General features: G+C 28.2%; 14 protein-coding genes. 2 read left to right on the top strand and 12 right to left on the bottom strand.

All coding sequences use genetic code 11. The features are described from left to right. Window positions 1-19: 19 nt before the first annotated feature. From rpe to H0H77_RS01460, 7 genes are all read right to left on the bottom strand, one after another. The gene (gene rpe, locus H0H77_RS01430) at window positions 20-679 is read right to left on the bottom strand and encodes a ribulose-phosphate 3-epimerase (RefSeq protein ID WP_185851817.1); all 660 of its coding nucleotides are present in this window, start codon (window positions 677-679) and stop codon (window positions 20-22) included. Window positions 680-701: 22 nt separating this feature from the next. Next, on the bottom strand, window positions 702-1,517 hold the full coding sequence (locus H0H77_RS01435) for an enoyl-ACP reductase FabI (RefSeq protein ID WP_185851818.1): 816 nt from the start codon (window positions 1,515-1,517) through the stop codon (window positions 702-704). A gap of 31 nt (window positions 1,518-1,548) precedes the next feature. Beyond that, window positions 1,549-2,820, bottom strand: a complete 1,272-nt coding sequence (metK, locus tag H0H77_RS01440) for a methionine adenosyltransferase (protein ID WP_185851819.1) — start codon at window positions 2,818-2,820, stop codon at window positions 1,549-1,551. A 53-nt stretch (window positions 2,821-2,873) separates the two neighbouring features. Further along, entirely contained in the window at window positions 2,874-3,962 is a 1,089-nt protein-coding gene (locus tag H0H77_RS01445; protein ID WP_185851820.1) for a bifunctional 3-deoxy-7-phosphoheptulonate synthase/chorismate mutase type II, read from the bottom strand. Between the two features lie 44 nt (window positions 3,963-4,006). Further along, the gene (locus H0H77_RS01450) at window positions 4,007-4,843 is read right to left on the bottom strand and encodes a prephenate dehydrogenase (protein WP_185851821.1); all 837 of its coding nucleotides are present in this window, start codon (window positions 4,841-4,843) and stop codon (window positions 4,007-4,009) included. Beyond that, a complete protein-coding gene (locus tag H0H77_RS01455; protein ID WP_394366558.1) occupies window positions 4,840-5,934 on the bottom strand; it encodes a pyridoxal phosphate-dependent aminotransferase in 1,095 nt (364 codons plus the stop codon). The genes H0H77_RS01450 and H0H77_RS01455 overlap by 4 nt, the downstream gene beginning before the upstream one ends. Window positions 5,935-6,002: 68 nt before the next feature. Beyond that, complete coding sequence (locus tag H0H77_RS01460; protein WP_185851823.1) at window positions 6,003-6,839, bottom strand: prephenate dehydratase; 837 nt, start codon at window positions 6,837-6,839, stop codon at window positions 6,003-6,005. A gap of 260 nt (window positions 6,840-7,099) precedes the next feature. On the opposite strand from H0H77_RS01460, the gene H0H77_RS01470 reads away from it, so the two are divergent. Next, a complete protein-coding gene (locus H0H77_RS01470) occupies window positions 7,100-8,446 on the top strand; it encodes an Nramp family divalent metal transporter (protein ID WP_202983700.1) in 1,347 nt (448 codons plus the stop codon). 9 nt (window positions 8,447-8,455) lie between these two features. Here the strand turns inward: H0H77_RS01470 and rplI are convergent, their stop codons facing one another. The 5 genes from rplI to mnmE form a co-directional block, all read right to left on the bottom strand. Then, complete coding sequence (rplI, locus tag H0H77_RS01475) at window positions 8,456-8,911, bottom strand: 50S ribosomal protein L9 (RefSeq protein WP_185851825.1); 456 nt, start codon at window positions 8,909-8,911, stop codon at window positions 8,456-8,458. Between the two features lie 12 nt (window positions 8,912-8,923). Beyond that, a complete protein-coding gene (gene rpsR, locus H0H77_RS01480; protein ID WP_185851826.1) occupies window positions 8,924-9,235 on the bottom strand; it encodes a 30S ribosomal protein S18 in 312 nt (103 codons plus the stop codon). After that, on the bottom strand, window positions 9,232-9,582 hold the full coding sequence (gene rpsF / locus H0H77_RS01485) for a 30S ribosomal protein S6 (protein ID WP_185851827.1): 351 nt from the start codon (window positions 9,580-9,582) through the stop codon (window positions 9,232-9,234). The genes rpsR and rpsF overlap by 4 nt, the downstream gene beginning before the upstream one ends. A 74-nt stretch (window positions 9,583-9,656) precedes the next feature. Then, window positions 9,657-11,213: a glutamate--tRNA ligase gene (gene gltX, locus H0H77_RS01490; RefSeq protein ID WP_185851857.1), complete on the bottom strand. Its 1,557-nt coding sequence runs from the start codon at window positions 11,211-11,213 to the stop codon at window positions 9,657-9,659. Between the two features lie 16 nt (window positions 11,214-11,229). Continuing rightward, window positions 11,230-12,636, bottom strand: coding sequence for a tRNA uridine-5-carboxymethylaminomethyl(34) synthesis GTPase MnmE (mnmE, locus tag H0H77_RS01495; RefSeq protein ID WP_185851331.1), 1,407 nt, complete (start codon window positions 12,634-12,636; stop codon window positions 11,230-11,232). Window positions 12,637-12,788: 152 nt separating this feature from the next. On the opposite strand from mnmE, the gene H0H77_RS01500 reads away from it, so the two are divergent. Next, on the top strand, window positions 12,789-13,592 hold the full coding sequence (locus H0H77_RS01500) for a N5-glutamine methyltransferase family protein (RefSeq protein ID WP_317167997.1): 804 nt from the start codon (window positions 12,789-12,791) through the stop codon (window positions 13,590-13,592). Window positions 13,593-13,594 lie beyond the last annotated feature (2 nt).

Consider the following 13,594-nt stretch of genomic DNA (forward strand, 5'->3'; position numbering starts at 1 on the left):
AATAATAATAATAAATCAATTATTTATTGATTTCTAATTTCATTTTATGAATAATTTTTTTTGGATTAGAATTAGAAAAAATGGTAGTTCCTGCTACTAATATATCTGCTCCATTTTTGAATAATAAAGAAGCATTTTCTAAATTGACTCCTCCATCCACTTCTATCAATGCAGAAGAGTCTTTTTTTAATATTAAGTCTTTAGTATCTTTTAGTTTTTGATACGTTTGACTAATAAATTTTTGTCCGCTAAACCCAGGATTTACGCTCATTATCAAAACAAAATCTATATCTTTAATGATATCTTGCAAAAGAAAAACTGGAGTATGTGGATTGACTGCTACTCCGACCTTCATCCCATATTCCTTAATAGAAAAAATAGTTCTATTTAAGTGAATACAAGCTTCGTAATGAACATGTAAATGATCTGCTCCACATTCTTTAAATTGTTCTATATACCGTTCCGGGTGTAGAATCATTAAATGGACATCTATAGGTTTGGATGCATATTTTTTGACATATTTTATAAATAATGCTCCAAAAGAGATATTAGAAACAAAAGAAGAATCCATAATGTCAATATGGAACCAATCCGCTTCACTTTTATTCAACATTTCTATATCACGATATAAAAAAGCTAAATCTGCTGAAAATAGAGATGGAGCTATAATTTTTTTCATATTAGAATCAGTTATAGGTTCGTTATTTATTATTTAATTGTGAAATCATAATTTCACTAATTCCTGTATTAGAAAAACCTCCATCATGATACAGATTTTGCATTGTTACTTTTCTTGTCAAATCAGAAAAAAGTGTAATAATGTAATTTGCACAATCTTGTGCAGAAGCGTTTCCTAAAGGAGACATTTTCTCAGAAAAAAGAAAAAATTGGTTGAATCCTTTAATTGATTTTGCTGCTTTTGTAAAACTAGGAGATTGTGAAACGGTATTTACTCTTACCTTTTTTTTGGTTCCCCAATGATAACCAAAATTACGTGTAATACTTTCTAAATATGCCTTATAATCAGACATATCTTCATAATATGGAATACTTTTTTGAGAGGCTATGTATGTCAGAGCAACAATAGAACCCCATTCATTCATGGCGTTTTTATCCCAAGCAATTTGCATGATCTTATGATAAGATACTGCAGAGATATCCCATCCCTTCTTTAAGAATTCATAATTAAGAGATGTATAATGGCATCCTTTTCTAATATTTATGGACATAGCAATGGAATGTAAAATAAAATCTATTCCTCCTCCAAAATGATCCAATGTCTTATCAAAAAGAATATTCAGATCTCTAACAGAAGTAGCATCAGCTGGAATTACCATAGATTCTGTTTTATGAGATAAAATATGAATTTTTCCCATTCTTAAAGAAGAAGGAGTATTGGTTAATACAAAAGACGCTTTTTCCTCATAAGCACGTTCTGCTACTTTCCAAGCAATAGAATTTTCATCCAAAGCCCCAAATATAATTCCTTTTTTTCCCTTCAATAGATTGTAAGACATAATATAACTCTTAGTTCAAAGAAAAATTTAACTAATAAAAATACCTATTTTTTGACATATTAAAAACTTCCTTTAGGATAGAGAAATAGTCCAATTTTTCCCATGTAAAAAGTTCAACTTCTTGTTTTTTTTTATTTCCTTCTATATCCGAAAAAGACTTACATACTTTTCTTGGGTTCTTTCCCATATGCCCATAAGCAGCAGTTTCTTCATATATAGGATGACGTAATTTTAATCTTTTTTCTATAGCGTAAGGTCGTAAGTCAAAAATTTTCTTTATTTTGACTACGATCTCTTCATCTAGATAATTAGATGTTCCATAAGTGTTCACAAAAATTCCTATGGGTTCTGCTACTCCTACAGCATAGGATATTTGTATCAATAATTCATCTGCAATTCCTGACGCAACAAGATTTTTAGCAATATGTCTAGCTGCATAAGCTCCAGATCTATCTACTTTAGAAGAATCCTTTCCAGAAAAAGCACCTCCTCCGTGTGAACCTCTTCCTCCATAAGTATCTACGATAATTTTTCTACCGGTAAGACCTGTATCTCCATGAGGCCCACCAATAACAAATTGACCTGTAGAATTTATGTAATATTTTGTTTGATCCGTAAACAATTTTTTTATTTTCTTAGAGAGGATATTTCTTTTAACCCTTGGAATTAATATATTTTTAATATCGTGAACAATACGTTCATGCATTTTTTCTTTTGTATCAAATTCATCATGCTGAGTAGAAATGACGATAGAGTGAATATGAATAGGAACATTTTTATCCGAATACTCTAAAGTCACTTGTGATTTTGCATCTGGACGTAAATAAGTCATTTCTTCTCCTTCATTTCGTATGAATGAAAGTTCTTTCAATAAATTATGTGACATTTCTAATGTTAAAGGCATATAATTTTCTGTTTCCTTAACCGCATATCCAAATACGATTCCTTGATCTCCAGATCCTTGTTCTTCTTTATTAGAACGTTGAATTCCTTTGAATAAATCTATAGACTGTTCTTGAATAGAAGAAATCACTCCACAAGAATCCGCATTGAATCTATATTCATTTTTAGTATATCCAATTTTTCTAAGGAGATCACGTGCAATTTTATGAACATTCACCCAAACTTTAGAATTCACTTCTCCAGACAATACAATTTGACCTGTAGTCACTAAAGTTTCTATAGCGACTTTTGCTTCTGGATCATATGCCAAAAAATGATCTAATATAGCGTCCGATATTTGATCGGAAATTTTATCAGGATGTCCCTCTGAAACAGATTCACTAGTAAATAAATAAGTCATTTTTTTTAGGATGTATTCTTTTGATCCTATTCTCCTAAATCTTAATCTTTACTTTAATTAATTCTATTTTGAATATTAATGGACTCTTTGTGTAAAAGTTTGAAAACTCCTTCAAGGAGTTCTTTAGAAAGTCCTAAACTTGTTCCTAAGTTGATAGATTTCTTCAGAAGATCACACCATCTATTTGGTTGTAAAATAGCTATATCTGACTCCTTCTTTAGGGATCCTAATTGTTTAGAAATTTTCATCCTTTCTGATAAAAGAGCAATTAGATTTTCATCTAATTCATCAATGAATATTCTTAAAGAATCTAAATTTTTTTGAATTTGATTTTGATTCTTCTTAATTGAAGAGCAATTCATCAACTTTTTTAATAGAACTAAAAGTTCTTCTGGAGTAATTTGTTGTTGAGAATCACTCCAAGCCCTTTCAGGATCACAATGGCTTTCTATCATTAATCCATCATATTGAAAATGATAAGCTATTTTTGAAATATCCAAAATTCTTTCTTTATTTCCACAAATATGTGAAGGATCACATATCACAGGAATTCTAGGAAAAAATCTCCTAAATTTTGACAAAATATTCCAATTTGGCTGATTTCTGTATTTAGCCGATTTATATGTGTAAAAACCACGGTGGATCACCCCTAATTTTCTAACTCCTTTTCTAAATAAACGCTCTAAAGCTCCTATCCATAATTCTATATCAGGATGAATAGGATTTTTTACTAAAATAATTGGATCCTTTTCTCCTTCTAAAGAATCCGCTATTTCTTGAACAATAAATGGACTCGATGTACTTCTTGCTCCTATCCAAAGGATATCTATATCAAAAGACAACGCTAACTCAACATGTTCTGAATTAGCTATTTCCGTAGCAACCATGAATCCTGTATTTCTCTTTACATTTTTTAACCATTGAAGTCCTTCTTTTCCAACTCCTTCAAAATTATTTGGCTTAGTTCTCGGTTTCCATATCCCTGCTCTAAATACTTGCACATATGTAGGATCCAATCTCTTAGCTGTTTCTATGACTTGTTGTTCACTTTCTGCACTACAAGGTCCGGAAATGGTTAAAGGGTTCTTCCATTTTTCAATCCAGGATCTATCTATACTATTATTTAGAATATTTTTTTCCATCACAATAGATTATTTAATAATTGATTATACATATTTTTTATCTTTTATATTTTTGCATTTTTCATATATCTATCAACTTTATGAAAGTCTTTATTTTTTAATAAATCACGAAATATTTCTATCTGATTCAGATAAACATTTATAGCTTGAATTAAATTATTTCTATTAGAAATAAAAATAGGTAACCAAGTTTCAGGATTGCTTTTCGCTAAACGCGTAGTAGAAGTCAATCCACTTCCTATCATATTATTAAAAATTTTTTCTTCATTTTCATTTTTAAATTTTTTTAAAACTGTACTGGACAAAGCAAAAGAAATGACATGAGGCAAATGAGAGATGTAAGCAATATATAAATCATGTTCTTTAGAAGTCATATTATAAATTAGACGCATTTTCATGGTTGAATAAATTTTTTCTGTCATCTCTATCGCATCTGGAGCACTCAGTTCTGAGTCACAAATAACACAATTTTTTTTATAAAAAAGATCTGAATGAGCTGAAGTAGGTCCAGAATTTTCAACTCCTGCAATCGGATGTGTTGCTACAAAACGACTTCTTTTTGGATGTGAAAAAACACTATTACAAATATCATATTTAGTAGAACCAGTATCCAAAATAACTGTATCACTTCTAATTTTATTAAGAATACTTGGAAGTATTTTTTCTATTCCATCGACAGGAATAGATAAAATAATTACTGAAGATTGCAAAATAAGATCCTGTAAAGGAATAATTTCATCTACAATGCCAAGTTCCACAGCATGTGTCGCATTTTTATGATTAGAATCTGTTCCTATAAATTTATCTCCAAAATTGGATTTTCTTAATCCTAAACTAATAGATCCCCCTATTAACCCTAATCCTATAATTCCAATATTCATGAAATAATTCTATTTTTTGCTTTTTCCAAAGTGTTGACAGAACAACAAAGAGAAAATCGGACATATCCTTTTCCATTTTTACCAAATACACACCCAGGTGTAATAAATATGTGATAATCCTTGAGAATCCTGTCAGAGAATTTCTGATCATTTTTATCTAAATGAGTAATTCTTGACCAAACGAAAATTCCGGAACTTTTTTTCTTATATTCTAAACGAAGATGATCACATATTTCCCAAATAATTTTTCTACGTTTTGTATATTCTTGATTGAGTTTCTCAAACCATTCTGAATTTTGATTCATGGCTTCTATAGCTCCAATCTGGATTGGATAATACATTCCAGAATCCATTTGACTCTTTACTTTTATGATATTCTGAATAAATTCTTTTTTTCCTATTATCATTCCCACACGCCATCCAGCCATATTATAGCTTTTACTTAAAGAATTTAATTCTAATGCAACATTTTTGGCTTCTCTAATATTAAAAATACTCAAAGGAAATTCGTTAGTTAATAAACTATAAGGGTTATCATGAACTAGTAAAATATGGTTTTTTTTCGCAAAAGAAACAATTTTTTCTAAATCTTCAAAAGAAATAGTTGCACCTGTAGGCATATGAGGATAATTAATCCACATTATTTTTACTTTGGATAAGTTTTTTTTATTCAACAATTGAATATCAGGACACCAATTTTCTTTTTCATGTAGATCATAATAAATAATTTTCGATTCCAAAAGTTTAGATACTGAAGAATAAGTAGGATATCCTGGATCTGGTATTAAAACTTGATTTCCTTTATCCAAATAAGACATACTAATATGCATAATTCCCTCTTTAGAACCCATTAATGGCAAAATCTCATTGGTAGGATCAATATCCACTTGGTATGTTTTTTTATACCAAATAGAAATTGCGTTACGCAATTTTTCTATTCCAATATAGCTTTGATAAGTATTAGCATTTTCTAGTTTTGATGATTCTTGCATTTTATGGATAACACTATTTGGTGGAAGTAAATCTGGATTTCCAATCCCTAAATTAATTACTTGGATTCCTTTCTTCTCAAGATTTTGAATTTCTCTCATCTTTTTGGAAAAAAAGTATTCCGATATTTGATGTATTCTTTTTGAGACAATCATTTCTTCACTAGAGTCTAATTAATTCTACCATTTTTGTATTCTCCCATAATAGAAAGTTGATGAAGACATGAAATTTTTTGTAGATGTTCTTTCATTCTCTCATAATTTTTGATGCTTTTGAATACAATATCTACATAAAAAGAATATTCCCAAGGTCTTTCTATAATAGGAATAGATTGTATTTTCGTCATATTAATTCCAAGGCTAGAAATAAGACTCAAAATTTGAGATAAGCTTCCAGTAGTATGTAAAATTTTGAATTTTAGAGAAGCTTTGTTAAAATCATTTTCTTTTTTTTTTTTAGAAAAATTTTTAATAATAAAAAATCGAGTAAAGTTACTCGAAATAGTTTGAATACTTCTATAAATGATTTCCAATTCATATTCCTTAGCCGCATTCTCTGATGCTATTGCGGCCAAACCTTTTTTTTTACGTATAGAAATATATTTAGCAGCAGCAGCTGTATCATAATATTCTGATATTTTGATATTAGGATAAGCTCCTATAAATAATTCACATTGTAAAAGGGCCATTGGATGAGAATAAATCTCCTGAATCTCCTCTATTTTTTGTCCAGGAAAAGCCATTAAATGATGTTGTACAGGTATATATGTTTCTCCTACTATTCTTAAATTGTATTCAGATAAAAGACTATAATTTGTTAATATAGTTCCCGCTATAGTATTTTCTATAGCCATCACTCCAATATCTACATTGGATTTCGCGACAGAACAAGCAAGTTCTCTAAAACTTGAACATTCCATTAATTGATAATGACATCCTTCAAAATATCTGGAAACTGCTGCATGGTGAAAACATCCTTTTACCCCTTGTATAGCTATTTTTTTCATGAAAAAAAAATAATTCCCTTAGCAAAATCCAAAGTGGTCCTTGATTAATTAAAATTAAGCGGAAAAAAAACGCAAGCAAATATAAAAAATAATTTGATTATATGCAATTATTATCTACTTTTTAGTTCAAAATATTTTCCTATTCTTCTTGTGGAAGATGGAAGAAAGAAACTATTTCCACCCAAACAAAACATCAACTTAAAATTAAAACGGTTAACTTTATTTGAATGAGTTATTATTATTGAAATAATCATTTTTTTATGCTAAAAAAAAAGAGAGATTTGATGAAAGTGAAAGGATGGAGAAAAGAGAATAAATATCCTTCCCTTTCGGAAGTTTTCTCTTCTGTTTCTGTTCCTAAACAAAAAGGAATATGGAAAAAATTATTCGCTTTTACTGGACCAGGATTATTGATAGCTGTAGGATATATGGATCCAGGAAACTGGGCAACAGACATTTCTGGAGGAGCTAAATTTGGATACATGCTTTTATCCGTTATTTTTATTTCCAATTTTTTTGCTATCATTCTGCAACATTTAGCTCTAAAATTAGGAATTGTTTGTGAAAGAGATTTAGCACAAGCTTGTAGAGATCATTATTCCCCTTTGATTAGTTTTATGTTGTGGATTTTATGTGAAGTTGCTATTGCAGCTTGTGATCTAGCAGAAATCATAGGCTCTGTTCTTGCCTTAAAATTACTTATTGGAATTCCTATCACGTGGGGGGTGTTAATTACTATTATAGATGTTTTACTCATTTTATTTTTTCAGTATAAAGGATTTAGATATATTGAAAGTGTTGTTGCAATATTAATTTTTACAATTATAGTTTGTTTTAGTTTTGAAATAATTAGTTCTAAACCAGAATTTATTCCCATTATAAAAGGAATCATTCCTAATCCTGAAATCATTAAAAATTCACATTCTTTTTATATCTCCATTGGAATACTAGGAGCTACAGTGATGCCTCACAATCTTTATCTACATTCTAGTATTATACAAACAAGGAATTATCCACGAACTATTGAAGGAAAAAAAATGGCCATAAAATATGCAACCATAGATAGTACGTTATCTTTATCCTTAGCTTTTTTTATTAATGCAGCGATATTAATCGTATCTGCAGCAACTTTTCATAAAGCTGGACATACAGAAGTAGCAAATATTATGGATGCTCACAAACTTTTAACTCCTATTCTAGGATCTAGCCTTGCCGGTGTTTTTTTTGCTTTAGCTTTATTGGCATCTGGACAAAATTCCACACTTACTGGAACATTAGCTGGACAAATTGTGATGGAAGGATTTCTTAATATTAGATTAAAACCTTGGATAAGAAGGCTAATCACGAGACTAATAGCGATTATTCCAGCTATGATCGTTTCTATTATTTATGGAGAAAAAGGAACTGCAGAATTATTAATTATTAGTCAAATAATTTTATCAATACAATTAAGTTTTGCTATTATTCCATTAGTTAATTTTACAGGAGATTATGAAAAAATGGGATCATTTGTAAATAGTCTTTTTTTAAAGATCTTAGCTTGGATCATTACTTTCATCGTGGTTTTACTCAATTTCTTTTTATTATATGACATAATAAAAAATTAATCATTAATCTTATTTTTCTGCTGCTAATACTTCAAAATTTATAGTGAACTCCCGTTGACTATGTAAACGGATGCTCGCTTGATATTTTCCAATTTTTTTAATAACTCTATTTCCAGGAATTCTAATAAATTTTTTTTCAATAGAAATCCCTTTTTCATTAAAAACTTTCATAAGATCTTGACTTTTGATAGAACCAAAGAGTTTCCCCCCTTTACTTACTTTAGCTTTTATTTTTATAATTAATTTTTTTAATTTGTTTTCTATTTCTTTTGATTTTTCAATTAAAACACTTTCGTTTTGAGAACGTTTTTTTAAAATTTCATGAATGTTTTTTCCCGTTCCAGGGAAAGATAAAATAGCATATCCTTTAGGAATGAGATAATTTCTCGCATAACCAGGTTTCACATCTAACTCATCATATTGAAACCCTAAATTTTCTAGGTCTTTTTTTAAAATAATTTTCATTTTTATTTTGATTTATCTCAAATCATCTGTAACAAAAGGTAAAAGACCAATTTGTCTACATCTTTTTATAGCGGAATTTAATTTATTTTGATTTTTTTGTAAAGTTCCCGTAATACGACGTGGTAAAATTTTTCCTTGTGCATTAAGAAACTTTACTAAAAATGTAGGATCCTTATAATCTATATACTTAATATTTCTTTGTTCAAAATAACAATATTTTTTTTCTAGTTTTGTTTCTATTTTAAGAGGAGACAAATATCTTAAGTCACTATCTCCTCCTTGTTTTGGAGTATTATTTTTATTATTGATATCCTCTAAAATCATAATTTTTTATCATTTTTTAATATTTTTTTTCTTCTTCTTTCTGCATATTCTATTCCATATTTATCTAATCTAACAGTGATAAAACGTAAAATACGTTCATCTTGTCTTAATTTCAATTCTAAATCAGATACTAAATTAGAGCTTAGTAAAAATTCAAACAAATGATAACAACCACTTTGTTTTTTTTGAATAGGATAAGCCAGTTTCTTTAGCCCCCAATGTTCTTGATAAACAATTTTTCCATTTTTTTCTATAAAAAAATTTTCATACTCTTTTGCCGTTTCTTTGGCTTTTTCATCAGAGAGAATAGGAGTTATTATCATAATTGTTTCATAATGTTTTATCATCATTAATGTTGAATTTTTTTTTGCATAAATGTAATATATTTTTATGTTCTTTTTTCAACAAAAAGACCTTATTATTATTTAATTTTTTCTTTAATTTTTCTCATCATGTTCTCTATACGTCGTATACTTTCTTTTTTTCCTATCATTTCCAAAATGATGAAAATATCAGCCCCCTCTAGTTTTCCTACTAAAGCTAGTCTAAGTAATTTCATTATTTGATGTTTTTCTTTTTCGTTTTCTTTTTTGGTGAAAAAAAACAAGAATAATCTCAAATGAACAGATGAAAATTGGTTAATATTTAATAATGATTTTTTACAAAATTCTAATTGATCAATGGTTTTTTTGTGACAAACTTTATTAAAAAAACTTTTTTCATAAGAACTGGGAGAAATAAAAAAATAAAAAGAATGTTCCCATATTTCATGAAGAAAATGAACTCTATCTATTGTTAGATGAATCACTTTAGTGAGATAATCTTCTTCATATTCATAAAAAAGAGAACGTTTCTTGAGTTCTTTGTAAAGAGAGAAAAGTATTTCTTTTTTTTTTTTTTTTAAATATTGTTTATTGAACCAATTAGTTTTATTTATATTAAAAAAAACACCAGATTTAGTGATTTTTTCTAAGGAAAATAAATTTATTAATTCTTTCAAGGAAAAAATTTCTTTTTTACCTCCAGGATTCCATCCTAATAAAGCTAACATATTCACAAAAGCTTCTGGAAAATAACCTAACTCCCTGTATCCTTTAATAATGTTTTTAGTTACAGGATCTTTCCATTGTAAAGGAATGATAGGATAATTCAAACTTTCCATATTTCTTTTGCTAAGTTTTCCTTTTCCATCATTTCTTAAAATTAAAGGTAAATGTGCAAACTTAGGAGGAATCCAACCAAGAGCCCTATATAATAATATGTGAAAAGACATAGAAGAAAGCCATTCTTCTCCTCGAATCACATGAGTAATTTTCATTAAATGATCATCTATAGTACTGGCTAAATGATAAGTAGCTACTCCATTAGATTTTAACAAAATTTTATCGTCTAAATTATCTGTATTTACAACAATAGTTCCACGTATCATATCATGTATTTTCAAATTTTCTCCAGGATTAATTTTAAATCTTATGACATAAGAAGAACAAGAATTCAGTTTCTCAGACAATTGTTTTCTTGTCATAGTCAATGAATTGTTTAGATGCATTCGAATATATGAATTATAAGAAAAAGTGAATCCAAGATCATGAAATTCCTTTCTTTTAAGATGGAGTTCATGATCTGTATCAAAAGCATAATAAGCATATCCTTCCTCCAAAAGTTTTTTTATATAAACACTATAAATTTCTCCACGCTGAGATTGATAATAAGGGATATGATTTCCTCCATAACCAACTCCTTCATCAGGTTCTATCTGACACCATTTTAATGTTTCCAAAATATATGACTCAGAATCAGAAACAAATCTTTTTCTATCCGTGTCTTCTATTCTAAGAATGAATGTTCCTCCATATTTTTTAGCGAAAAGATAATTATATAATGCAGTTCTTATTCCCCCTAAATGTAACGGTCCTGTAGGACTGGGTGCAAAACGAACTCTTACAGCCTTATTCTTCTTACTACTACTATGAATCATAATTTCAATATTCAATTTATTTTCCAATGCAAAATTTTGAGAAAATATTTTTTAGGATATCTTCATTTGTTATTTCTCCTGTAATCTTCCCTAAATGACGCAAAGCTTCTCTAATATGGATAGAGACTAATTCTTCTGTTTCTTTTTCTAAGAAAACTTTATGAGCAAGTAAAATCTCTTCTAAGGATTGTTTTATAGCTTCATAATGTCTACTTTGTGTTACGATGATATTTTTTTCTTTTAATTTTTCAATGAATAAATTACTTAAAGTCTCTAGCATTTTTTTTATTCCTTGATTTTTTTTTGCAGAAATTTCAAAAAAATAAGAAACTTTTGATTTCAAATTATAAAAATCTTGAAAAGAAGATTGATCTGATTTATTAGCAACTGCTATAATTTTTTTAAAGGAATCTTTATCAAGAATCATTTGAATTTCATTCAAAATTTCTTTCTGTTTTTTTCTATTTTTTATAGATGCTTCGAAGAGATATAAAATGACTTGAGCTTCTTGTATTTTTTTCATCGTTTTTCTAACTCCCATCATTTCTATTGGATCTTTTGTTTCTCTGATTCCTGCAGTATCCACAAAATGAAAACGAATTCCATTCAAAATAATTTCACCTTCTACGCTATCTCTAGTCGTTCCTTTTATATGGGATACAATAGAACGGTCTTCCTGAATGATGTGATTAAATAACGTAGATTTTCCTACATTGGTATCTCCAATAATTACGACATAAACTCCTTTTTTCATAGCATTTCCTAATGAAAAAGATTTCATTAAATCTCTTAATGTTTTTTCTAATTCATTCAAAAATAAAAGAAGTTCTGATTTTTCTGTAAAAATTACATCTTCTTCAGAGAAATCCAATTTCAGTTCTAGTAGAGAAACAAAATCTAATAATTTTTTTTGCAAGTTCTTAATGGTGTCAGTTAGTGCTCCTTTGATCTGTTGAAAAGAGATTTCATGATAAGCTTTATTTTCTGAAAATATTAATTCTGCTATTGCTTCAGCTTGTGATAGATCTACTTTTTTATTTAAAAATGCACGAAATGTAAATTCTCCAGGACGAGCTAAACGCATTCCTTTATGGATAAGAAGTTGCAAAATTCTTTCTTGAAGATAAGAAGAACCATGACAAGATATCTCTACCATATTTTCTCCTGTATAAGAAAAAGGAGATTTAAATATAGAGATTAAAACTTGATCCAAAAAATTATTTTTATCTTCTATAAGATATCCTAAATGAATAGTATGTGTAGATTGATTTTCTAATTTTTTTCCAGATTTAATGGAAATAAAAATATTTTCAACAATGGATATAGAATTTTTTCCAGAAATACGAAAAACAGAGAGAGCACTGGAGCCAACAGGAGTAGCTAAAGCAACAATAGTGGTCTCATCCTCTAACTCTTCTAACATAGAAAAAAAATTATGATAAAAAATAAAGATTTTTTTTTTAATTTGTATTTATTTTTTTTGTGTTCTTGTGTTATGATGTCTATATGTATCTAGATGAATTTTATCATTTTTTTTGTAAAACTCTCCAAAAAGTATATCCAGAAAAAAAGGAGGTGGAAACTATATTTTTTATACTCACTACTCATTTTTTTAAGTGGGATCAAATAACAGTTCTTTTAAAATTAAGTAAAAAAGAACAAATAAACTCTTTTCAATACAAAAAATTGATAAGAAAATTATGGGAATTAAGAAAAAATAGACCCATTCAATATGTTATTGGAAAAACTTCCTTTTTTGGAATGGATTTCATGGTTAATGAAAAAGTATTCATTCCAAGACCAGAAACAGAAGAATTAGTCTCCTGGATAATACAAGATCACAAAAAAAATAATGAAAAAATTCAAATATTTGATCTTGGAACAGGAAGTGGATGTATTAGTATTGTTTTAAAAAAAAAACTACCTAAAATACAACAGATTCATGCTATAGATTTTTCTCATGAAATTTTGTCTATAGCAAAAAAGAATGCGATGTTTCATGACGTAAGAATTTTTTTCAAAACAGTTGATATTTTGAAAAATTTAACTTCAATTCCAATTGAAAAATATCCTATGACTATTATAGTCAGCAATCCTCCTTATGTAAGGTTCTCTGAAAAAAGATTACTTCATCCCAATATTTTTCAATATGAACCTTTTCAAGCATTATTTGTTTCTGATGAAGATCCCTTAATTTTCTATAAAAAAATAATTTTTTGGATCCAAAAAAAGTTTACTGGAAAAGTATGTATTTATTTTGAAATAAATCAGTTTATTTATTCAGATATTCTTGATCTTATGAAAAAAACAGGATTTCTAAATGTAGAAATTAGAAAAGATATTCAAGGTTTTTTCAGAATGATTCGCGTAATCAATTAAAT

The organism is Blattabacterium cuenoti, assembly GCF_014251255.1.
GTDB lineage: Bacteria > Bacteroidota > Bacteroidia > Flavobacteriales > Blattabacteriaceae > Blattabacterium > Blattabacterium cuenoti_W.